This window comes from Escherichia whittamii, assembly GCF_014836715.1.
Classification (GTDB): domain Bacteria; phylum Pseudomonadota; class Gammaproteobacteria; order Enterobacterales; family Enterobacteriaceae; genus Escherichia; species Escherichia whittamii.
The window spans coordinates 318,946-340,200 of sequence record NZ_JACSQI010000002.1; the positions used below are offsets into that span (position 1 = coordinate 318,946).

Genomic DNA, 21,255 nt, shown 5'->3' on the forward strand with positions numbered 1-21,255 from the left:
CAAACCAGTACAAACAGATGCCTGAACTGATGTGGTTTCTACCATAGTTCAATAAGATCCAATCTTCCAGTTCAGAAATACAATTTAATTACACAATGTGTGTGATATCACTTTTTATACTATGTAATGATAAAGTGTTATATAACTTTATCTCATAAAACAGTCAGTTAACAACATAAACAGATGCAATACTGAAGCCATATTCAAAGCATGTTAATAATGTAAAATAAGAAAAAATGATGAATAATAAAAAAATGAGGAGAGAAACGTTTCGCTTATAAACAATGCTGCAATTAATCACTATTCTGATGCAAACATCCCAATGACTCAGCACAAAAAATAACTTTTTCTGATGCCGAAATAAATGAACAAATAACAGGGTAAATAATCAAAATCCAATAAAGGATTAATTTGAATCATTATAGTGCATGTAAGAATGATGAGATGAGTAACCCATTAACACAGGGTTACTCAAATTGCAGGAAGGATTACCGTTCTGCTACCAGACGAATAATATCTTCATCTTCACCCGTTTTTTGGTTCTCAGTAACCTTTTCATCCGCTTTTACAGGTTCGTTAGCTTCGCACAAGCGGCGTAACAGTACATTCTGCCGTTTTTGCTGCTCCAGCAGTGCCTCAAGCAGTTCAATCTGTTCGTTAGTCCGGGAACTGGCACGGTTGATGAAAAACCACAAGATGAGCCCAATAATGAGAACTACTACCGATACAACCAAAGACGCAATGTTCATCACGCCTGAATTTACAACTTCGTTCATTTAACCACCTCTAAGTAGAGGCGCCATTTTACCACTGCTACGCAGGAAGGAAATCAACTGATGAAAAAATGATATCACCACGGGATAAACTGATTGATGGCACAAATTCCGCTGAAAAATTGCACATCCTGATCGCACATTATGTTGAATACCTGCATCCATAGAAGCAAGCAAGCCAGCGCAGCGACAACCAGAACGACCCATCGAAACTTTTTCACTCCAATCTCCGTTTAACCTATCTTCTGCCTTTAAACTATCATGCGTTAGTTAAACGACGTCTAACTATGTCGATATTCGTGCTTTTTCGGAATGATACGCTTGCTTCAGTCCATATTGCCGCTACGATTAAGCAAACAAAAAGAGAAGAGGTCGTAATGCGATTTATTATTCGCACAATTATCTTGATAGCACTGGTATGGACAGGATTATTACTCAGCGGATATGGCGTTCTGATTGGAAGCAAGGAAAATGCTGCCGGGTTAGGGCTGCAATGCACGTATCTCACCGCGCGAAGCACAAGCACGGTGCAATATCTGCATACTAAAAGTGGATTTTTTGGGATTACAGATTGCCCGCTGCTACGTAAAAGCAATATCGTCGTCGATAATGGTTGATAGATAACGGTATGAATATCCACATCAAAACCACTGGATATAAAGTACTTTCATCTTCTGATCGAACGATATATCACCATTAACATTATTTAATCCACATTAAATGAAGAACCTGCCTGGATTTTATGCGGACAGGTTCTTATTCTAATCAGAATGGATAGTCGTGATATCCCATTTGTGCGGATATTTTGCGTGCTGCCGTATGCAACATCGCCACGTACTCCTGCAAACGTTCTTCAGAAAAACGCAGCGTCGGGAAGGAAATACTCAAGCCGGCAATCACCACACCAAAGCGGTCAAACACCGGAACGGCGATGCAGCGCAGTCCTTCTTCCTGTTCTTCGTTATCTTCGCCGTATCCCTGCTCGCGAACCTGATCTAACACAGGTAATAACGCCTCCGTGCTGGTGATGGTCCGATCGGTACTGCGTTTATATTCCACGCCTTCAAGGATTTGCTTCACTTCATCGCGATCGCGCCAGGCCAACAGCACTTTGCCAATCGCAGTGCTGTACAGAGGATTACGACGACCAATCCGTGAATACATGCGCAAATTGTACATAGAGTCAATTTTGTGGATGTAAACGATGCTGTCTTCATCCAGTGCGCCAAGATGAATGGTTTCTTTGGTCAAACGGGAGATCTCACGCATCTGGATATCTGCACTGCGAATAAGATCGACGTTTTGTAATGCGCGAGCGCCCAGCTCAAATAATTTCAGGGTCAGAGAGTATTTCTCCGACTCCCCTTCCTGCGCGACATAGCCCAGGGTTTTCATGGTCTGTAAAAAGCGATAAACGGTGCTTTTTGACATCATGACGCGCTGTGACAGCTCGGTTATCCCTATTTCACGCTCTTCGCCCAGCGCCTGCAAAATGCCAAAAACTTTCAGTACAGAAGATACAGAATCAGGCTGTTTATCCAGATCTGCGTTAGCCATTTATCACCTCATTGCGAGTGTTTTATAAAAATCAGAACTGTTTTTTATTATAATTTCGCGCCTGGGTGGTCGCAATCCATCTTTTGCCGGTTAGTTACAATTCTGCGACATTCACCGTGAATATCAGTGCTAAAATCATAACCCTATTGATTATTGCCAAAAGATATAAAATTCCTATGCCAAAAGTTCAGGCCGATGGCCTGCCGTTGCCTCAGCGGTACGGCGCAATTTTAACCATTGTTATTGGTATTTCGATGGCGGTTCTTGACGGCGCTATTGCTAATGTCGCCTTGCCAACCATTGCAACCGATCTCCACGCCACACCAGCCAGTTCTATCTGGGTAGTAAACGCCTACCAAATCGCGATTGTTATCTCCTTACTCTCGTTCTCTTTTTTGGGCGATATGTTTGGCTATCGACGTATTTATAAATGCGGCCTGGTGGTTTTTCTGCTGTCATCATTGTTTTGCGCCCTTTCCGATTCACTGCAAATGCTCACCCTGGCGCGTGTAATACAAGGATTCGGCGGCGCGGCGTTAATGAGCGTCAATACTGCACTTATCCGCTTAATCTACCCACAACGTTTTCTGGGACGGGGGATGGGAATTAACTCATTTATTGTCGCCGTCTCCTCCGCTGCCGGGCCGACGATCGCCGCCGCAATACTATCTATCGCGTCCTGGAAGTGGTTATTTTTAATTAACGTACCGTTGGGCATTATCGCCCTTCTCCTGGCGATGCGTTTTCTGCCGCCAAATGGATCTCGCGCCAGTAAGCCGCGGTTTGACCTGCCCAGCGCCGTGATGAATGCGCTGACATTCGGCCTGCTTATTACCGCGTTGAGTGGTTTTGCTCAGGGGCAATCGCTGAAGCTGATCGGCGCTGAACTGGCGGTAATGATTATTGTTGGTATTTTCTTTATTCGCCGACAGCTTTCACTTCCCGTACCGCTGCTACCGGTAGATTTACTGCGTATTCCGCTGTTTACGCTATCAATTTGTACCTCCATTTGCTCTTTCTGCGCGCAAATGCTGGCGATGGTTTCCCTGCCCTTTTATCTGCAAACTGTGCTGAGTCGTAGTGAAGTTGAGACAGGTTTGCTTCTGACCCCGTGGCCGTTGGCAACGATGGTAATGGCTCCGCTGGCAGGTTATTTGATAGAGCGCGTCCATGCTGGATTGCTTGGTGCTTTAGGGCTGTTCATCATGGCGGCAGGACTTTTTTCACTGGTCCTGTTGCCAGCTTCACCTGCCGATATCAATATCATCTGGCCGATGATCTTATGCGGTGCAGGCTTTGGGTTATTCCAGTCACCTAATAATCACACCATTATTACCTCAGCCCCGCGTGAGCGTAGCGGAGGTGCCAGTGGAATGTTGGGGACAGCGCGTCTACTTGGTCAGAGTAGCGGTGCGGCGCTGGTGGCGTTGATGTTGAATCAGTTTGGTGATAATGGTACGCACGTCTCGCTGACGGCTGCGGCTATTCTGGCAGTGATCGCCGCCTGTGTCAGTGGTTTACGCATTACCCAACCGCGCGCGCAAAGCTAAAAAAAAGCGCGTCAACCAGGACGCGCTTTTTTAAAATGTACTGCAAGTTACTTCAGGTATTCACCCGTACGCAGGGCTTCAATACGTTTATCCAGCGGCGGGTGAGTCATGAACAACTCACTCAGCGATTTGGACTTACCATTGATACAAAAGGCCATCATGCTGGTTGCTTCCTGCGGCTCATAGCTGGTTTTCAGGCGCTGCAGCGCGGCAATCATTTTCTCACGACCAACCAGTTTGGCTGAACCTGCATCGGCATGGAATTCACGGTGACGCGAGAACCACATGGTGATAATGCTCGCCAGAATACCAAATACCAACTCCAGCACCGTCGCAACCGCAAAGTAGATCAGCGGGTTGCCGTTGCTCTCTTCACCCTCATCACGGTTACCGCCCATAAAGCCTGCGGCAAGCTGCGCCAGAATACGTGAAATAAAGATAACGAAGGTGTTCACCACGCCCTGAATCAGCGTCATGGTCACCATGTCACCATTAGCAATGTGGCTAATTTCGTGGGCAATTACCGCCTCAGCTTCATCCGGGCTCATGTTCTGCAGCAAACCGGTGCTGACAGCAACCAGAGAGGCATCACGACGAGCACCTGTCGCAAAGGCGTTGATATCCGGCGCATGGTAGATAGCTACTTGCGGCATAGCAATCCCCGCCTGACGGGCCTGGGTTGCTACAGTATTGACCAGCCAACGTTCCCTTTCGTTACGCGGTTGCTCGATCACTTCCCCGCCAACAGATCGTAATGCCATCCATTTGGACATCAGAAGCGAAACGAAGGAACCACCAAAACCGAACAGCAAGGCCATAATCATCAGCCCCTGAACGCTGCTCGACTGTATCCCTGTCAGGCTCAGTACCAGCCCGAAAACGACCATTACGGCCAGGTTCGTTAGCAGGAAGAGCGCGATTCGCATCATAATTTTCTTTTTACCTCAGTTTAACAAAACGCAATATGCGATACCCACATCGTATGGGTTACGCGACTATTTTCAAGTCTGGATAGAGCGTAAGTCACCAGAAAGACACAACTTTACATTTTGTAGCATCTGATTTACGGCATCTTGCCACTGTTAAAAAATCAGGCACAATTTCTTGTGCCTGATTGATGTTACTTGACGGGAGCGGGCTGTTCCGCTGGTCTGGATTTTTCCAGCTTCGCCAGATCGAGCGCGATATTCACTGTCTCGTCCAGATACGGATCTGGCTCCTTGTAATCTTTTGGCAAATCATCCAGCTTCTTCAACTCCGGTTTGCCTTCGCGTTTAAAGCGATCGTTCAAGCGCGCCAGACGCATCGCATCATCTTCATTGTTCTCTTTCTCACGCACAGCGTAATTCAGAGAAACAATATTGCGTTTGTCCTTCATGGCATTGAAACGAGCAATATCCTTCATGATGTTCTGGAATTCAGGATCTTTCGCGATACGCGCATTATGTTCCTTCAGCAATTCCGGCTCAAACGCCGATAAATCGCCTGATTTCACATAAGTAGCAGCATCAATGCTATCCCACGGCAGCGCGTTATCTTCGAATTTCTCTCCCGTTTCCGTCTCTTCATTGCCCGTCGGCATGATGATATCCGGCGTGACGCCCTTACGTTGGGTACTGCCACCGTTAACGCGATAGAATTTCTGGATTGTGTACTGTACTGACCCCAGCGCCGGCCATTCAGGACGTAACATCTGATCGTAGATACGATTCAGAGAACGATACTGCTGGACAGTGCCTTTGCCGAATGTCGGTTCACCTACAACCAGCGCGCGGCCGTAATCCTGCATCGCAGCGGCAAAGATTTCCGAAGCCGAAGCACTGAAACGGTCAACCAATACCACCAGCGGACCTTTATAGAACACCTGGCCGTCGGTATCACTGTCTTCGCGGACTTTACCATTGTTATCACGGACCTGAACAATCGGACCAGAAGGAATGAACAAGCCAGAGAGCGATACTGCTTCTGTCAGCGCCCCGCCGCCATTGCTACGCAGGTCGATGACGACGCTGCTGACATTCTGTTTTTCCAGCTTCTGCAACTGAACTTTGACATCGTCTGTCAAGCCAACATAGAAACCGGGAATATCCAGTACGCCAACTTTTTCTTTGCCGACGGTCTTCACGGACATTTTAACTGCGCGGTCTTCCAGACGAATGCGTTCACGCGTCAGCGTTACCGTACGGGTTTTAGTCCCTTTACCAGCGGGTAAAATTTCTAAACGAACTTTACTGCCCTTCGGCCCTTTGATTAAGGCAACGACATCATCAAGACGCCAACCGATCACGTCAACCATCGGCTTGCCGGTTTGACCAACACCGACAATTTTGTCACCAACGCTGATAGCTTTACTCTTCGCTGCCGGGCCACCTGCCACCATCGAATTGATAACGGTGTAGTCATCATCCATTTGCAGCACCGCACCAATACCTTCCAACGACAAGCTCATTTCAGTATTGAACTGTTCGGTATTACGCGGGGAAAGGTAGTTGGTGTGCGGATCAATTTCGCGCGCAAACGCCGTCATTGCCAGCGAGAAAACATCTTCGCTGTTAGTCTGCGCCAGACGGCGAATGGCAAATTTGTAGCGACGAGTCAGGGTGTCACGAATTTCTTTATCCGTTTTTCCCGTCAGCTTCAGGCTTAACTCGTCGAATTTAACTTTGCTATCCCACAGTGCGTTTAACTCAGCCTCGTTTTTAGGCCACGGTGCTTTGCTGCGGTCCAGGTTATAAGTGTCGTTGCCGGTAAAATCCATCGGTTTTTCCAGTACCGACAAGGCGTACTGGTAACGTTCAAAACGGCGTTTTTGCGCCAGATTGTAGAGATCGTAGAAAACGTCAAGTTTACCGGAGCGCAGTTCATCGCCCAGCTCATTTTTCTTTTTCGCGAACTGTTCAACATCGCTTGCCAGCAGCACATTGTGGCTGTAATCAAGCAAGTTCAGGTAGCGGTCAAAGATTTTGGCCGAGAATGCCTGATCGAGGTCGAACTGGCGATAATGGGAGCGGGTAAAGCGCGACGTTACGCGCTCACTCACCGTCGCATGCTGCGTCTCTTCCTTTAATACCGGAATCTGATCAGCACGCGTAATATCTTCTACTGCGAAGGTCTGGCCTGCTATTGCAAGCAGGCCAGCTAACGCGGTAAGCCTAAAAAACATGTTCATGCCTGGCCCGGCCTCCGTTTCAGAACACCAGGTGTTCTGCGCGCACAATCAAAGACATACCCGAATTCAGCTGGACGCGGACGCCGTCTTTGGTGATTTCTAATACGGTGGCATCCATCGCATTTTGACCAGCTTTCACCTTCAGGGCTTGTCCGACAGTCAGAGCTGAAATGTCAGAAACTGGGGTGTGCTGTTCTTCGCGAGGTGCTTTTACTGTTTTTGGCGCTTTCTCAGCCGTTTTTTGCGCGCGAGGTTTGCGCTCGGCGCCTTCTTTACGGCGTTGCGCGGCAGGACGTGGCTTGCGTTCGCGGCGTGGTGCGTCTTCTTTCTCACCTGCAGCTGCGGCAGCTTCGCGTTTTTTCGCCTGCTGTTCGGCACGCTGCGCCTGGACGCGCGCTTTCGCTTCTTCAAGCTGCTTGCGAGCATGTTCTACATGCTGCTCGTCCAGCTCACCGCAGGGGTTGCCGTCGAGATCGACACGCGTCGCGCCTGGTTTAACGCCATACAGATAGCGCCAGCTCGAAGTGTAGAGACGTAAAGCGGATCGCAGTTGCGTTTTGCTAAGGTTCATTTCCCCAGCAACGCGATCGACCAAATCCTGAAAAATACCGATTTTCAGCGGACGCGCTTCACCTTCCGCACTGAAACAGTGGGGAAAACGTTCGGCCAGAAACGCGATTACTTCTTTACTGCTATTCAACTTAGGTTGATTTTCCATGAAATTTCCTGATTACAACGGACGTAGCCAACAAGCGCAGGCATGAACAGGCGTCATTATAATGACGTCATCAGTAAATGCTACGTTATCCGTTGATTATCCTGCGACGCTCGCAAAGAATTTTTTGTAATCCGTCGTTGCAAGCACCTTTTCAAGCTGTGCCACAAGCTGACGTAAGCCTTGCTCGTCCTCGTCTGTAAAGCGACCGAAGACGGTACTATCAATGTCGAGAACACCAATAATCTGATTTTTCACCACCAGTGGCAGGACAATTTCAGAATTACTCGCCGCATCACAGGCAATATGCCCGTCAAAGGCGTGAACATCCTCGATTCGCTGTACTTGATTGCGGGCAACTGCAGTGCCACACACGCCGCGCCCGACGGGGATCCGTACACAGGCAATTTTGCCCTGAAACGGTCCGAGCACCAGCGTATCGTCCTCAAGCAAATAAAACCCAGCCCAGTTTACGTCAGTCAGGCGCTCGTATAACAAAGCACTGGTATTCGCCAGCGTTGCCAGAAAACTGGTTTCTCCCGCCATCAACGCATTAAAGTCGCGGTTTAAGTCCGCGTAAAATTCTGTTTTGTTCATTATATAATCACTTAGTTGTCTTACCTGGAACTGCCAGCCTATTAAAATAAGCATTAAATGCGTTAATGCTCAAGATCATTCCCATCATGGGTTAAGATAAATGTTAATTCTTATTACATTTGGCATGTCATGGCTCTTAACACCCCACAAATTACGCCGACAAAAAAGATAACAGTGAGGGCAATTGGCGAGGAACTACCGCGTGGTGATTATCAACGTTGCCCAGAATGTGACATGCTGTTTAGCCTGCCCGAGATAAATTCTCACCAGAGTGCCTATTGCCCGCGCTGTCAGGCGAAAATTCGCGATGGACGTGACTGGTCGCTCACAAGGCTGGCGGCAATGGCTTTTACTATGTTGTTGCTAATGCCGTTTGCCTGGGGCGAACCTCTATTACATATCTGGCTGTTAGGTATCCGTATCGACGCCAATGTAGTGCAAGGCATCTGGCAGATGACCAAACAGGGCGATGCGATAACCGGCGCAATGGTGTTTTTCTGCGTTATCGGCGCGCCTCTCATTCTGGTGACATCTATTGCTTATTTATGGTTTGGCAATCGGCTGGGAATGAATTTACGCCCGGTGTTGCTGATGCTGGAGCGACTAAAAGAGTGGGTAATGCTGGATATCTATCTGGTAGGTATCGGTGTTGCTTCAATAAAGGTACAGGATTACGCCCATATCCAGGCGGGTATCGGGCTATTCGCTTTTTTCGCGCTGGTGATTTTAACAGCGGTGACATTGTCACATCTTAATGTTGAACAGCTGTGGGAGCGATTTTATCCGCAGCGCTCTGCCACGCGTAGGGACGAGAAATTACGCGTTTGCCTGGGTTGTCACTTTACCGGCTACCCCGATCCGCGCGGTCGCTGTCCACGTTGCCATATCCCGCTTCGCCTGCGCCGCCACCATAGTATTCAAAAATGCTGGGCGGCGCTTTTGGCTTCAATTGTCTTATTGTTACCTGCCAACCTGCTGCCTATTTCGATCATTTACCTGAACGGCGGACGACAAGAAGATACGATCCTTTCCGGGATTATGTCGCTGGCGAACAGCAATATTGCCGTTGCCGGAATCGTGTTTATTGCCAGTATTCTGGTGCCATTTACCAAAGTGATTGTTATGTTCACTTTATTGTTGAGCATTCACTTGAAATGCCAACAGGGGTTACGTACGCGAATAATGTTATTGCGGATAGTGACCTGGATTGGCCGCTGGTCGATGTTGGATCTGTTTGTCATTGCGTTAACCATGTCGCTGATTAATCGCGATCAGATCCTTGCTTTTACTATGGGACCAGCTGCGTTTTATTTCGGCGCAGCGGTTATTTTGACTATTCTTGCTGTGGAATGGCTGGACAGCCGCTTACTTTGGGATGCACATGAGTCAGGAAACGCCCGCTTCGACGACTGAAGCGCAAATTAAAACTAAACGCCGTATCTCACCTTTCTGGCTGTTGCCGTTCATTGCGCTAATGATTGCCGGTTGGCTAATTTGGGGGAGTTATCAGGATCGGGGCAATACCGTTACCATCGACTTTATGTCGGCGGACGGCATTGTTCCGGGCCGCACACCTGTTCGTTATCAGGGCGTTGAAGTCGGAACGGTGCAGAATGTCAGCCTCAGCGACGATCTACGTAAGATTGAAGTGAAGGTCAGTATCAAGTCCGATATGAAAGACGCGCTGCGCGAAGAGACGCAGTTCTGGTTGGTGACGCCGAAAGCCTCACTGGCGGGTGTTTCCGGACTGGATGCGCTGGTCGGCGGTAACTATATCGGCATGATGCCGGGCAAAGGTAAAGAGCAGGATCACTTTGTGGCGCTCGATACCCAGCCAAAATATCGGCTGGATAATGGTGATCTGATGATCCACCTGCAAGCCCCCGATCTCGGTTCATTGAACAGCGGATCGCTGGTCTATTTCCGCAAAATCCCGGTGGGACGCGTCTATGACTATGCGATCAATCCCAATAAGCAAGGCGTGGTGATTGATGTCCTGATTGAGCGTCGTTTCACCGATTTGGTGAAAAAAGGCAGCCGCTTCTGGAACGTTTCCGGTGTCGATGCCAATGTCAGCATCAGTGGCGCGAAGGTGAAACTGGAAAGCCTGGCAGCTCTGGTTAACGGTGCAATTGCCTTTGATTCACCAGAAGAGTCGAAACCTGCCGATCCGGAAGATACCTTTGGTCTGTATGAGGATCTCGCCCACAGCCAGCGTGGGGTGATCATAAAGCTGGATCTACCAGGCGGAGTGGGATTAAGCGCCGATTCAACGCCGCTCATGTACCAGGGGCTGGAAGTCGGGCAACTGACCAAACTGGATTTAAACCCAGGAGGCAAAGTCACCGGGGAAATGACCGTTGATCCCAGCGTCGTCACCCTGCTTCGTGAAAACACCCGCATCGAATTACGTAATCCGAAATTATCCCTCAGCGATGCCAACCTCAGCGCCCTGCTGACAGGCAAAACGTTCGAACTGGTGCCTGGTGATGGCGAACCACGCAAAGAGTTTGTTGTTGTGCCAGGCGAGAAAGCCCTGCTGCAAGAGCCGGATGTTCTGACGCTAACCCTGACGGCACCAGAAAGCTATGGCATCGATGCCGGTCAGCCGCTCATTCTTCACGGCGTACAGGTCGGTCAGGTTATCGACCGTAAACTCACCAGCAAAGGCGTGACATTTACCGTTGCTATCGAACCCCAGCATCGCGTACTGGTAAAAGGCGACAGCAAATTTGTCGTTAATAGTCGTGTCGACGTGAAAGTGGGTCTGGATGGTGTCGAGTTTCTCGGTGCCAGCGCCTCAGAATGGATCAACGGCGGTATCCGTATTCTGCCGGGCGACAAAGGTGAGATGAAAGCCAGCTACCCACTGTACGCCAATCTGGAAAAAGCCCTCGAAAATAGTCTTAGTGATTTACCCACAACGACCGTGAGTTTAAGTGCAGAGACGCTGCCGGATGTGCAGGCAGGGTCGGTAGTGTTGTACCGCAAATTTGAAGTCGGTGAAGTTATTACCGTACGTCCGCGAGCTAACGCGTTTGACATCGATCTGCATATTAAGCCGGAGTATCGCAACCTGCTGACCAGTAACAGCGTATTCTGGGCAGAAGGCGGCGCGAAAGTTCAACTTAACAGCAGCGGCCTGACCGTTCAGGCATCACCGCTTTCACGGGCGTTAAAGGGAGCCATCAGCTTCGATAATCTCAGCGGCGCCAGCGCCAGTCAGCGCAAAGGCGATAAGCGGATTCTGTATGCGTCAGAAACAGCCGCTCGTGCGGTCGGTGGGCAGATTACGCTCCACGCTTTCGATGCCGGAAAACTGGCGGTAGGGATGCCAATTCGCTATCTCGGGATTGATATCGGGCAAATCCAGACGCTGGATCTGATCACCGCACACAATGAAGTGCAGGCAAAAGCGGTGCTCTATCCGGAATATGTCCAGACCTTCGCCCGCGGTGGTACGCGCTTCTCGGTGGTCACACCGCAAATTTCAGCGGCAGGCGTTGAGCATCTTGATACGCTACTCCAGCCGTATATCAACGTCGAACCAGGTCGGGGTAATCCTCGCCGTGACTTTGAGTTGCAGGAAGCTACCATTACTGATTCTCGTTACCTTGATGGCTTAAGCATTATTGTCGAAGCGCCCGAAGCCGGTTCGTTAGGTATTGGTACACCAGTACTGTTCCGTGGTCTGGAAGTAGGTACAGTCACCGGAATGACGCTGGGAACATTGTCGGATCGGGTGATGATTGCGATGCGCATCAGTAAACGTTACCAGCACCTGGTGCGTAACAACTCCGTCTTCTGGCTAGCTTCGGGCTACAGTCTGGACTTCGGTCTGACGGGCGGCGTGGTGAAAACCGGCACCTTTAATCAGTTTATCCGTGGCGGGATCGCCTTCGCCACACCGCCAGGCACGCCGCTGGCTCCGAAAGCCCAGGAAGGCAAACATTTCCTGTTGCTGGAAAGTGAACCGAAAGAGTGGCGTGAATGGGGAACGGCACTGCCACGATAAGCCACATAGCTCCGGCGTGCCTGCGCCGGAGCGTTTATGCTAAACTGCGCGCCTGTTTTTTTGCCAGTGGTACATACTCGTGGCCCAACAAACCGTTTATTTCCCGGACGCCTTTCTGACGCAAATGCGTGTAGCCATGCCTTCGGCGCTCTCTTTTGATGATTTTCTCGCCGCCTGTCAGCGCCCGTTGCGCCGCAGCATTCGCGTAAATACCCTGAAAATCTCCGTTGCTGATTTCCTGCAATTAACCGCGTCTTACGGCTGGACGCTAACGCCGATTCCCTGGTGTGATGAAGGTTTCTGGATTGAACGCGATGATGAAGAGACATTGCCGTTGGGCAGTACCGCTGAACATTTAAGCGGTCTGTTTTACATCCAGGAAGCCAGTTCAATGTTGCCCGTTGCGGCGTTGTTTGCCGAGGGTAACTCCCCGCAGCGGGTGATGGATGTTGCCGCCGCGCCTGGTTCAAAAACCACGCAAATTGCCGCTCGCATGAATAACGAAGGGGCGATTCTTGCCAATGAGTTTTCCGCCAGCCGGGTAAAAGTGTTACATGCCAATATCAGCCGCTGTGGCATAAGTAATGTTGCGCTGACTCATTTTGATGGCCGCGTCTTTGGTGCTGCGCTACCAGAAATGTTCGATGCCATTTTACTGGACGCCCCCTGCTCTGGCGAAGGCGTGGTGCGTAAAGATCCCGACGCACTGAAAAACTGGTCACCGGAAAGCAATCAGCAAATTGCTGCGACCCAGCGGGAACTGATAGACAGTGCCTTTCACGCATTACGTCCTGGCGGTACGCTGGTCTACTCAACCTGTACCTTAAACAAGGAAGAAAACGAAGCCGTTTGTCTGTGGCTGAAAGAGACTTACCCCGACGCAGTAGAGTTTTTACCGCTTGGCAATCTCTTCCCAGGCGCGGACAAGGCGCTGACCGAAGAAGGCTTTTTGCACGTTTTCCCACAAATTTACGACTGCGAAGGCTTCTTCGTTGCCCGTCTGCGCAAAACACAGTCGATTCCTGCCTTACCCGCGCCGAAATACAAAGTGGGTAATTTCCCGTTTAGCCCTGTGAAAGATCGCGAATCCGCACAAATTCGGCAGGCAGCTGCGAGTGTCGGCTTAAACTGGGATGAAAATCTGCGCCTCTGGCAGCGCGATAAAGAACTCTGGTTATTCCCGGTGGGCATTGAAGCGTTGATCGGTAAAGTCCGGTTTTCCCGTCTGGGAATTAAGCTTGCCGAAATGCATAACAAAGGTTATCGCTGGCAGCATGAAGCTGTCATTGCTCTTGCCTCAGTCGCCCATGCTAACGCGTTTGAACTGACACCACAGGAAGCGGAAGAGTGGTATCGCGGGCGCGATGTTTACCCGCAAACCGCGCCAACTACGGATGATGTGCTGGTAACCTTCCAGCATCAGCCAATAGGTTTAGCCAAACGTATTGGCTCGCGACTGAAAAACAGTTACCCACGGGAACTGGTACGTGACGGAAAACTGTTTACTGGTAACGCCTGACTGCGCACAAAAAAAGCGCACGTTTTGACTGGCGAATCTCACTGCCTTGACTACGCTGAAAAATGGTGCGATCGGACTGGTCGTACCACAACCGGCAGATAAACGGAGAGCACGAAGATGAAAACCAGTGTGCGCATAGGCGCTTTTGAAATCGATGACGGTGAGTTACACGGCGAATCGCCAGGCGATCGAACATTAACGATTCCTTGTAAATCTGACCCCGATTTGTGTATGCAACTGGATGCCTGGGACGCCGAAACCAGCATTCCAGCTCTACTGAACGGCGAACACTCTGTCCTGTACCGTACCCGCTACGATCAAAAGTCTGATGCCTGGATTATGCGTCTTGCCTGATCCAAAAAGAACCCGTCGGCATGGCGGGTTATTTATTCTGGTTATTTCCCCGAAGTAAAATACTCTCCTAAACTTAACGGTACGGCACCACACTTCGAGGATGAAATGTTCGCGCTGGTACTTTTTGTTTGCTATCTGGACGCTGGCTGTGAAGATATTGTTGTTGACGTTTACAACACGGAACAGCAGTGCATCTACTCAATGGACGATCAACGGATCCGCCACGGTGGCTGCTTTCCTGTTGAGGATTTTATTGATGGGTTCTGGCGGCCCGCACAGGAGTACAGTAACTTTTAGTTACTGGAGTTGTTCCACCGTGAGTGTCCCTCCGAAGACGGCGCCGGTGTCTATATAATGCAAGTTTCCAATATTTACACGATGAGGTAATGGCGTATGGCCAAACCAGAAATGGTCAGCACCGCTAATTCCCTGCCCTTTTTGGCCTTCACGTAATCGCGAACGACTCCACAATACCTGGTGCAAATCGACTTCCTTTTGCCATTGATAAATGTCGTCTGGATAATCAGCATGGGCAATAACATGTTTGCCCGTGCAACTGTTTAATTCAAGAATAAAAGGCAAATGCTGGCATTTTTCGAGTGCCCTTTCTGCTTGCTTCTGTTGTTTATCTGTCAGCGCAGCAAACCAGTCGCCACCGTTCATATACCATAAAGACATCTGCTGCGCGGCCAGTGCATCTATCGCCATCTGCTCATGATTACCTCTTACCGCTCTAACCCAGCGTTGCTCCAGTAGTTGAAGACAACGCAAACTCTCCGGACCACGATCAATAACATCACCTACCGAGATCAATAAGTCTTGCCACGTGTCAAAACGGCAGTGCCATAATTTGATACGCAGTAATCCAAGACAGCCATGAATATCCCCTACCAACCAGATATGTCGCCAATGGCTGCCATCAATTTTCTGATAGGTGCGGCCTGCCTCTTTCATCAATTTTTTACTCCCGCGCAGAAGGTCACATTATTTTAACATAAATGTTAAAAAAGGCTGGACTGAAGCAGTAGAGTGTGTGTTATGGTTGATTGTGAAGTCAGCACAGGGAAAACAGTGATGTATTCATCCGCTGGCTTTATAGATAAAAAGAGACCGAATACGATTCCTGTATTCGGTCCAGGGAAATGGCTCTTGGGAGAGAGCCGTGCGCTAAAAGTTGGCATTAATGCAGGCTTAGTTGCCTTGCCCTTTAAGAATAGATGACGACGCCAGGTTTTCCAGTCCACATGAAAAGTGGTCAGAAAAAAGCGTCTTTATCATCCTTTAAAAAGTAAAAAAACGCCCGGTCTGATAAAAGATCCCGGGCGTTTTTTTTGGGGAAATCAAAAGGCTAATTCAGGTAATTAGCAGAGTTTTTCAGCTCGTTCTATAAATGGCGTCAGGCTCATTTTTTCACCAGGTTTGTTGGGTTCGTCAATCTGGATCACTGAAATAGGCTGGGCCTTAGTCTTCCCGCTGGAAACCTCTTTTTGCGCAACATCGTTCAAAGGGTATTGCACCAGGGTGCTGGGGTTAATGACATACAGCGCATTACCCGGTCGGCATGTCAACATCACTTCTTCGCGATTAAACGCCCATTTGTCTTTGCCAATTTCAAAACGGCTGACGGTAATCACCTGAGGAGCCGCCAGCACCGCTGTGGAACTGGTGAGCAACAAAAACGCCAATATACTTTTTTTCATCATTTATCGTAATCCATCAAAACGGTTCCAGAGTTGCAAGCAGGCTGATAATCACCAGTACCACCGCACCTATCGCCCATTCGAGTTGGGTCATCCATACAAACCAGGGAACTGCCCGGACTTCGTCATGCCGCATTCTTGGGACCAGGACATAACGATTTGCCAGCGCGATGACCACCATAATCATAACCAGTATGACTTTGAGCAATAAGAGTTGGCCCCAGTAAGTGGCAAGCGTGGGGGGAAATCCCGTGATTAATAATGCATTGAGCACACCACTCACCAGCACGCCAATGACAGCAAAATGTCCGCACCAGGAAAAACGCATCAGCGCATGAATGGCGTGGCTTCTCCAGCGCCCTTTCACCAGGCGCATACACCAGATAACCGGCAGTAGCCCTCCAAACCATGCTGCAGCACAGATAAGATGTACGGCATGATTGGTCTGATGAATTTTTGCGGTTAATCCTTCATGTAATGTCGCGTGTCCCATACCCGCCATCAGGATAAATTGCGCGGAGGTCAGCATAAACAGTAACCGCAGCATATTCCGTGGTTGCATCAGGACGACGGTCAACGTAACGAGTGCGAGAACGATTTGCCAGAGCCAGACGCCTCCGAACTGCGTTTGTAACACCGACAGCCAGATACTCAGCGAAACTACATCTGGCCATCCCGCGCCCATCAACCCCCCCTGAACGGCGAACATCGCTGCGGCACTGATCAAACTCCATACAGCTGCCTGCTGTTGTAAACGCAAAAAACGCTTCGTCAATAATCGACGAATTGTCACTGGTGCCAACCATGCCCCGTACATCGCGAAGCCAAAAACCAGCATCAGAGAGATAAAATGGATAAATCGCAGTGCGACCCAGGTAAGCGCTAGCATGCTTTATTTCACAGTAAAGGTGTACTGCCCTTTGGTTTTATGCCCATCCACCGAAACGACATGCCAGTCAACGGTATAACTTCCGGGATTCAGAGCGTCGGCAAGCGGAACGATCAATTGCTTTGTGTCTTGTTCATTACGCTTCGCGGGTAATGTTTTAACATTTTCATTTTTTGGGCCGATGATTTTGGCCCCACTGAATCCAGGTTCAATACCTTCAGAGAAATTTAAAGTAATGGCCTGTGGGGCAGCGGTCACCGCCGCATTCGCCGCGGGATACTGGTGCGTCAGGTGCGCATGTGCCCAAACGGAAGGCGCCACCAGCGAACCGGCAATTATTGCCAGTGTGTGACGAAGAGAACGCGCAGTTGAAACCATATTATCTATTCCTTTTTGTAATGAGTTTTTTACAGAGCATAACCTTGTCTAATGAGAGAGTCGAGGATCATCAATTCAGGCTTGCCATCCTCGCTGACTCTTAGTAACTTTTGCCCGCAATTAACGAGGAGACACAGCATGCTGAAGAATCTGGCCAAACTGGATCAAACTGAAATGGATAAAGTAAATGTCGATCTGGCCGCTGCCGGAGTAGCATTTAAAGAACGGTACAATATGCCGGTGATTGCTGAAGCCGTTGAACGTGAACAACCTGAACACTTGCGCGGCTGGTTTCGTGAGCGCCTTATCGCCCACCGTCTCGCCTCTGTAAATCTGTCACGTTTACCTTACGAGCCCAAACTTAAATAACCCTTATATTAAGTTACACTTTCTTACATGGTGCCTGCTAAATTATAAGTATTTTCTCATACACACCACTATTTGCAGACACTATGAAAAGGAAGTCATCATGTCGTACTGGAAAGTTGCAGCAGCGCAATATGAACCTCGTAATGCTTCACTCACTGAACAGGTAGCCCATCATCTGGAGTTCGTGAGGGCTGCCGCAAGATACCAGTGCGAACTGTTGGTTTTTCCCTCACTTTCTCTACTGGGATGTGATTACAAACGACGTGCGCTTCCGTCTCCACCCGACCTCTCGCTTTTAGACCCGCTTTGTTACGCAGCAACAACCACGCGAATGACCATTATTGCGGGCCTTCCCGTTGAATATAATGAGCGTTTTATTCGCGGTATTGCAGTATTCGCCCCCTGGATGAAAACGCCAGGAATTTATCATCAAAGTCATGGTGCATGTCTGGGTCAACGTTCCGAAACCATCACTGTAGTGGATGGTCAACCAGAAGGTATTGATATGGACCCGACTTGTTCGCTTTTTACAACCGGGCAATGCATCGGTGAACCTGACCTAATGGCTTCGACCCGACGCTTAGAGTTTTTCTCACATCAATACTCCATCGCCGTACTAATGGCGAACGCCCGCGGTAACAGCGCACTGTGGGACGAACATGGTCGCCTTATCGTCCGCGCCGATCGCGGTTCGCTTTTGTTGGTTGGTCAGCGCTCTTCGCAGGGTTGGCAAGGCGATATCATTCCATTACGCTAGGCGTTTTCTTCCTGGAGCATGACCATGTTGCGCATTATCGATACAGAAACCTGCGGTTTGCAGGGAGGGATCGTTGAAATTGCCTCTGTTGATGTTGTTAACGGGAAAATCGTCAACCCTATGAGCCACCTGGTGCGTCCCGACCGCCCCATCAGCCCACAAGCCATGGCGATTCACCGTATTACAGAGTCCATGGTTGCCGACAAACCGTGGATTGAAGAAGTTATCCCACACTATTACGGTAGCGAATGGTATGTCGCCCACAATGCCAGTTTTGACCGCCGGGTATTGCCAGAAATGCCCGGAGAGTGGATTTGCACCATGAAACTGGCTCGTCGTTTGTGGCCAGGGATCAAGTACAGCAATATGGCGCTGTATAAATCACGCAAGCTGAATGTCCAGACACCATCGGGTCTGCATCACCACCGAGCGCTGTATGATTGCTATATTACCGCAGCCCTGCTTATCGATATTATGAACACATCCGGCTGGACAGCGGAGCAAATGGCGGATATCACCGGGCGGCCGTCGTTGTTAACGACGTTCACGTTTGGCAAATATCGCGGCAAAGCCGTATCAGACGTTGCAAAGCGCGATCCGGGCTATCTGCGCTGGTTATTTAACAACCTTGACAGCATGAGCCCGGAGTTACGTTTAACCTTGAAGCATTATCTGGAGAATGCTTAAACCGCTGATTGGCCTGGTAATGTCCCCTGCGCCAAGGCTATCAGAAAAGCATATTCCATTGCCACGCCTTCGTAGGATTTAAAACGCCCGGATTTACCGCCATGCCCTGAATCCATGTCGGTACAAAGCAGTAATAGATGGTTATCAGTTTTAAGCTCGCGCAACTTAGCCACCCATTTTGCCGGTTCCCAGTATTGCACCTGTGAGTCGTGTAAACCGGTCGTTACCAGCAGATGCGGATACGTCTGGGCGGTGACATTGTCATACGGGCTATAGCTTTTCATATACTCATAATATTGCGGATCCTGCGGATTTCCCCACTCTTCAAATTCGCCGGTAGTAAGAGGAATCGACTCATCAAGCATCGTTGTTACTACATCAACAAACGGTACCTGAGCAATCACGCCGTGGAATAGCTCGGGGCGCTTATTAATTGCAACGCCCATTAACATACCGCCAGCACTGCCTCCCATCGCATAACAGAGTGAAGGTGAACCGTAGCCCAGTTTTAACAATGCGTCGCAGGCATCGAGATAGTCATTAAAGGTATTTTTCTTTTTCAGGAATTTACCGTCTTCGTACCATTGCTGCCCCAGCTCACCACCGCCACGGACATGGACAATGGCGTAGACAAAACCGCGATCCAACAAACTCAGGCGGCTAGAACTGAAATCGGCATCAATGCTTGCGCCGTAAGAACCATATCCGTATACCAGCAGCGGGTTGTGGCCTTTCTGGAAATGCTTGCGATGATAGACCAGCGAAACAGGCACTTCGACGCCATCACGAGCGGTGATCCACAAGTGTTCGCTGCGATAATTCGCCGCATCGAAACCGGGAACTTCCGTTTGTTTTAGTACCCGACGCTCGCCAGTATCCATATCCAGCTCAAACAAAGTATCTGGCGTGGTCATGGAGGAATAGCCATAACGCAATCGTGAAGTTTCAGGTTCCGGGTTATAGGCAATCCAGGTGACATAAGCCGGATCATCAAAGGCAATGCCGATAACCTCCCGCGTTTTGCGGTTGATTTGCCGCAGACTGGTTAATCCACGCTGACGCTCTTCAACCACCAACCAGTCAGTAAACAGCGTAAAGCCTTCGAGCATGATGTTATCGCGCGGCGGGATTAACTCTTCCCACTGTTGCTCATCACGCATGCGGGTACGGTATAAGCCAAAATTCTTGCCGTTGCGGTTGGAGCGCAGATAAAACCGATGCTGGTAGTGATCAAGGCTGTATTCGTGATCTTTGCGACGCGGTAAAAAGACAAACGGCTCGGCATCGGCCAGCTCTGCATCCAGCAAACGAACTTCACTGGTAGTGGCGCTGGCAAGATGAATAACCACATAGTGTTTCGATGTCGTTTTATGCAGGCTGACATAAAAGGTATCGTCTTTTTCTTCGTAAATCAGTTTGTCTTCAGATGCTGGAGTGCCAATGGCATGCCGCCAGACCTGATACGGCAACAACGTCACCGGATGCTTGCGAACATAATAAAATGTCCAGGAGTCATTCGCCCAGACAAAGCTGGGTTCCACGTTATCCAGCAGTTCGGGATACCAGTTGCCCGTTTCCAGATTACGAAAACGGATACCGTACTGGCGTCGGGAAAGGAAATCTTCTGCAAGTGCCATAATCGTGTTATCGGGCGTAATCACCATTCCGCCCATTGAATAAAATTCACTGTGCGCCGCCCGTTTGTTCGCATCGAGCAGAGTCTCCCACTCGTCCCACTCTTCACTGAACGCCGACTGACGCTGGTAGATAGCATATTCACAACCAGGTTCATAAATATGCCGGTAGCGATAGCCATTTTTGACGTAAGGTGCAGAGACTTCTCTTTGCGGTATTCGGTCAATGATTTCTTTTAATATCCGATCCTGCAAGGCTTGTTGCGAAGCCATGACCTGATGACCGTAACTATTTTCTTGTTGCAGGTAATCCAGCACTTCCGGCTGCGAGCGTGTGTCGTCCCGCAGCCAGTAGTAATTATCGATGCGCGTATCGCCATGAAGCGTCATAGCGTGGGGAATTCGAGCAGCTTTTGGTAGCATGTTATTGTTCTTTCTGGTTGAAACATCTTATAAGGGTGGCAAAACTCACCGGGGATGCAAGCGAAACAGGGTAGTCATTGCTTAGATGATGACAGGTAATGGCGTGAAAATCGAAAGGATGTAGCCAGCGAAAATTAATTCGCTCAAATAGCTGTGCGGTTTTGTATAG

General features: G+C 49.4%; 22 protein-coding genes. 10 read left to right on the top strand and 12 right to left on the bottom strand.

The window, feature by feature from the left end; genetic code table 11:
• Positions 1 to 488 precede the first annotated feature (488 nt).
• A complete protein-coding gene (locus H9644_RS04315; RefSeq protein WP_191773397.1) occupies positions 489 to 776 on the bottom strand; it encodes a YebO family protein in 288 nt (95 codons plus the stop codon).
• Positions 777 to 850: 74 nt separating this feature from the next.
• Positions 851 to 994, bottom strand: a complete 144-nt coding sequence (mgrB, locus tag H9644_RS04320) for a PhoP/PhoQ regulator MgrB (RefSeq protein WP_191773399.1) — start codon at positions 992 to 994, stop codon at positions 851 to 853.
• Positions 995 to 1,150: 156 nt separating this feature from the next.
• On the opposite strand from mgrB, the gene H9644_RS04325 reads away from it, so the two are divergent.
• Positions 1,151 to 1,390 carry a YobH family protein gene (locus tag H9644_RS04325; protein ID WP_064529249.1) on the top strand — a complete coding sequence of 80 codons (240 nt, stop codon included), beginning with the start codon at positions 1,151 to 1,153 and terminating at the stop codon, positions 1,388 to 1,390.
• Positions 1,391 to 1,538: 148 nt separating this feature from the next.
• On the opposite strand, the gene kdgR is transcribed toward H9644_RS04325, so the two are convergent.
• Complete coding sequence (gene kdgR, locus H9644_RS04330; protein WP_096849880.1) at positions 1,539 to 2,330, bottom strand: DNA-binding transcriptional regulator KdgR; 792 nt, start codon at positions 2,328 to 2,330, stop codon at positions 1,539 to 1,541.
• A gap of 176 nt (positions 2,331 to 2,506) precedes the next feature.
• Here kdgR and H9644_RS04335 point away from each other — a divergent pair, with 176 nt between their 5' ends.
• Positions 2,507 to 3,880: an MFS transporter gene (locus H9644_RS04335; protein ID WP_064529251.1), complete on the top strand. Its 1,374-nt coding sequence runs from the start codon at positions 2,507 to 2,509 to the stop codon at positions 3,878 to 3,880.
• Positions 3,881 to 3,927: 47 nt separating this feature from the next.
• Here the strand turns inward: H9644_RS04335 and htpX are convergent, their stop codons facing one another.
• From htpX to msrC, 4 genes are all read right to left on the bottom strand, one after another.
• Positions 3,928 to 4,809: a protease HtpX gene (htpX, locus tag H9644_RS04340; protein WP_000984517.1), complete on the bottom strand. Its 882-nt coding sequence runs from the start codon at positions 4,807 to 4,809 to the stop codon at positions 3,928 to 3,930.
• Positions 4,810 to 5,000: 191 nt separating this feature from the next.
• A complete protein-coding gene (gene prc, locus H9644_RS04345; RefSeq protein WP_064529252.1) occupies positions 5,001 to 7,049 on the bottom strand; it encodes a carboxy terminal-processing peptidase in 2,049 nt (682 codons plus the stop codon).
• A 19-nt stretch (positions 7,050 to 7,068) separates the two neighbouring features.
• Entirely contained in the window at positions 7,069 to 7,767 is a 699-nt protein-coding gene (proQ, locus tag H9644_RS04350) for an RNA chaperone ProQ (protein WP_064529253.1), read from the bottom strand.
• Between the two features lie 96 nt (positions 7,768 to 7,863).
• Positions 7,864 to 8,361 carry an L-methionine (R)-S-oxide reductase gene (gene msrC, locus H9644_RS04355; RefSeq protein ID WP_001043882.1) on the bottom strand — a complete coding sequence of 166 codons (498 nt, stop codon included), beginning with the start codon at positions 8,359 to 8,361 and terminating at the stop codon, positions 7,864 to 7,866.
• A gap of 129 nt (positions 8,362 to 8,490) precedes the next feature.
• On the opposite strand from msrC, the gene yebS reads away from it, so the two are divergent.
• From yebS to H9644_RS04380, 5 genes are all read left to right on the top strand, one after another.
• A complete protein-coding gene (gene yebS, locus H9644_RS04360) occupies positions 8,491 to 9,774 on the top strand; it encodes a membrane integrity lipid transport subunit YebS (protein WP_064529254.1) in 1,284 nt (427 codons plus the stop codon).
• Positions 9,743 to 12,376 (top strand): lipid-binding membrane homeostasis protein YebT, encoded by a 2,634-nt coding sequence (gene yebT / locus H9644_RS04365; RefSeq protein WP_191773410.1) that lies wholly within the window; start codon positions 9,743 to 9,745, stop codon positions 12,374 to 12,376. The genes yebS and yebT overlap by 32 nt, the downstream gene beginning before the upstream one ends.
• Before the next feature lie 79 nt (positions 12,377 to 12,455).
• Entirely contained in the window at positions 12,456 to 13,895 is a 1,440-nt protein-coding gene (gene rsmF / locus H9644_RS04370) for a 16S rRNA (cytosine(1407)-C(5))-methyltransferase RsmF (protein ID WP_191773412.1), read from the top strand.
• Between the two features lie 117 nt (positions 13,896 to 14,012).
• Positions 14,013 to 14,249 carry a YebV family protein gene (locus H9644_RS04375; RefSeq protein WP_002431586.1) on the top strand — a complete coding sequence of 79 codons (237 nt, stop codon included), beginning with the start codon at positions 14,013 to 14,015 and terminating at the stop codon, positions 14,247 to 14,249.
• Positions 14,250 to 14,354: 105 nt separating this feature from the next.
• Positions 14,355 to 14,546 carry a YdfD/YebW family protein gene (locus H9644_RS04380; RefSeq protein ID WP_064529257.1) on the top strand — a complete coding sequence of 64 codons (192 nt, stop codon included), beginning with the start codon at positions 14,355 to 14,357 and terminating at the stop codon, positions 14,544 to 14,546.
• Here the strand turns inward: H9644_RS04380 and pphA are convergent, their stop codons facing one another.
• The 4 genes from pphA to yobA all read right to left on the bottom strand — a co-directional run bounded on the left by pphA (position 14,547) and on the right by yobA (position 17,216).
• Positions 14,547 to 15,203 (bottom strand): protein-serine/threonine phosphatase, encoded by a 657-nt coding sequence (pphA, locus tag H9644_RS04385; protein ID WP_191773414.1) that lies wholly within the window; start codon positions 15,201 to 15,203, stop codon positions 14,547 to 14,549. It abuts the gene before it with no gap.
• Positions 15,204 to 15,610: 407 nt separating this feature from the next.
• Positions 15,611 to 15,952, bottom strand: coding sequence for a YebY family protein (locus tag H9644_RS04390; protein ID WP_191773416.1), 342 nt, complete (start codon positions 15,950 to 15,952; stop codon positions 15,611 to 15,613).
• A 13-nt stretch (positions 15,953 to 15,965) separates the two neighbouring features.
• The gene (copD, locus tag H9644_RS04395; RefSeq protein WP_191773418.1) at positions 15,966 to 16,838 is read right to left on the bottom strand and encodes a copper homeostasis membrane protein CopD; all 873 of its coding nucleotides are present in this window, start codon (positions 16,836 to 16,838) and stop codon (positions 15,966 to 15,968) included.
• Positions 16,839 to 16,841: 3 nt separating this feature from the next.
• Positions 16,842 to 17,216, bottom strand: coding sequence for a CopC domain-containing protein YobA (gene yobA, locus H9644_RS04400; RefSeq protein ID WP_191773420.1), 375 nt, complete (start codon positions 17,214 to 17,216; stop codon positions 16,842 to 16,844).
• Positions 17,217 to 17,354: 138 nt separating this feature from the next.
• On the opposite strand from yobA, the gene holE reads away from it, so the two are divergent.
• From holE to exoX, 3 genes are all read left to right on the top strand, one after another.
• On the top strand, positions 17,355 to 17,585 hold the full coding sequence (holE, locus tag H9644_RS04405; protein ID WP_000916758.1) for a DNA polymerase III subunit theta: 231 nt from the start codon (positions 17,355 to 17,357) through the stop codon (positions 17,583 to 17,585).
• 100 nt (positions 17,586 to 17,685) lie between these two features.
• Positions 17,686 to 18,342: a carbon-nitrogen hydrolase family protein YobB gene (gene yobB, locus H9644_RS04410; RefSeq protein WP_191773422.1), complete on the top strand. Its 657-nt coding sequence runs from the start codon at positions 17,686 to 17,688 to the stop codon at positions 18,340 to 18,342.
• A gap of 24 nt (positions 18,343 to 18,366) precedes the next feature.
• Positions 18,367 to 19,029 carry an exodeoxyribonuclease X gene (gene exoX, locus H9644_RS04415; RefSeq protein WP_064529263.1) on the top strand — a complete coding sequence of 221 codons (663 nt, stop codon included), beginning with the start codon at positions 18,367 to 18,369 and terminating at the stop codon, positions 19,027 to 19,029.
• Here the strand turns inward: exoX and ptrB are convergent.
• Positions 19,026 to 21,086: an oligopeptidase B gene (ptrB, locus tag H9644_RS04420; RefSeq protein WP_191773429.1), complete on the bottom strand. Its 2,061-nt coding sequence runs from the start codon at positions 21,084 to 21,086 to the stop codon at positions 19,026 to 19,028. The two genes, exoX and ptrB, sit on opposite strands and share 4 nt — an antisense overlap.
• Positions 21,087 to 21,255: the final 169 nt, after the last annotated feature.

Excerpts from the sequence above, each read along its gene's own strand:
- pphA (WP_191773414.1), bottom strand. The coding sequence starts at position 15,203 with ATGAAAGAGGCAGGCCGCACCTATCAGAAAATTGATGGCAGCCATTGG.
- exoX (WP_064529263.1), top strand. The coding sequence starts at position 18,367 with ATGTTGCGCATTATCGATACAGAAACCTGCGGTTTGCAGGGAGGGATC.
- msrC (WP_001043882.1), bottom strand. The coding sequence starts at position 8,361 with ATGAACAAAACAGAATTTTACGCGGACTTAAACCGCGACTTTAATGCG.
- ptrB (WP_191773429.1), bottom strand. The coding sequence starts at position 21,086 with ATGCTACCAAAAGCTGCTCGAATTCCCCACGCTATGACGCTTCATGGC.
- H9644_RS04380 (WP_064529257.1), top strand. The coding sequence starts at position 14,355 with ATGTTCGCGCTGGTACTTTTTGTTTGCTATCTGGACGCTGGCTGTGAA.
- copD (WP_191773418.1), bottom strand. The coding sequence starts at position 16,838 with ATGCTAGCGCTTACCTGGGTCGCACTGCGATTTATCCATTTTATCTCT.
- H9644_RS04390 (WP_191773416.1), bottom strand. The coding sequence starts at position 15,952 with ATGATGAAAAAAAGTATATTGGCGTTTTTGTTGCTCACCAGTTCCACA.
- H9644_RS04315 (WP_191773397.1), bottom strand. The coding sequence starts at position 776 with ATGAACGAAGTTGTAAATTCAGGCGTGATGAACATTGCGTCTTTGGTT.
- kdgR (WP_096849880.1), bottom strand. The coding sequence starts at position 2,330 with ATGGCTAACGCAGATCTGGATAAACAGCCTGATTCTGTATCTTCTGTA.
- yobA (WP_191773420.1), bottom strand. The coding sequence starts at position 17,216 with ATGGTTTCAACTGCGCGTTCTCTTCGTCACACACTGGCAATAATTGCC.
- proQ (WP_064529253.1), bottom strand. The coding sequence starts at position 7,767 with ATGGAAAATCAACCTAAGTTGAATAGCAGTAAAGAAGTAATCGCGTTT.
- htpX (WP_000984517.1), bottom strand. The coding sequence starts at position 4,809 with ATGATGCGAATCGCGCTCTTCCTGCTAACGAACCTGGCCGTAATGGTC.
- holE (WP_000916758.1), top strand. The coding sequence starts at position 17,355 with ATGCTGAAGAATCTGGCCAAACTGGATCAAACTGAAATGGATAAAGTA.
- yebT (WP_191773410.1), top strand. The coding sequence starts at position 9,743 with ATGAGTCAGGAAACGCCCGCTTCGACGACTGAAGCGCAAATTAAAACT.
- prc (WP_064529252.1), bottom strand. The coding sequence starts at position 7,049 with ATGAACATGTTTTTTAGGCTTACCGCGTTAGCTGGCCTGCTTGCAATA.
- H9644_RS04325 (WP_064529249.1), top strand. The coding sequence starts at position 1,151 with ATGCGATTTATTATTCGCACAATTATCTTGATAGCACTGGTATGGACA.
- H9644_RS04375 (WP_002431586.1), top strand. The coding sequence starts at position 14,013 with ATGAAAACCAGTGTGCGCATAGGCGCTTTTGAAATCGATGACGGTGAG.
- yebS (WP_064529254.1), top strand. The coding sequence starts at position 8,491 with ATGGCTCTTAACACCCCACAAATTACGCCGACAAAAAAGATAACAGTG.
- H9644_RS04335 (WP_064529251.1), top strand. The coding sequence starts at position 2,507 with ATGCCAAAAGTTCAGGCCGATGGCCTGCCGTTGCCTCAGCGGTACGGC.
- yobB (WP_191773422.1), top strand. The coding sequence starts at position 17,686 with ATGTCGTACTGGAAAGTTGCAGCAGCGCAATATGAACCTCGTAATGCT.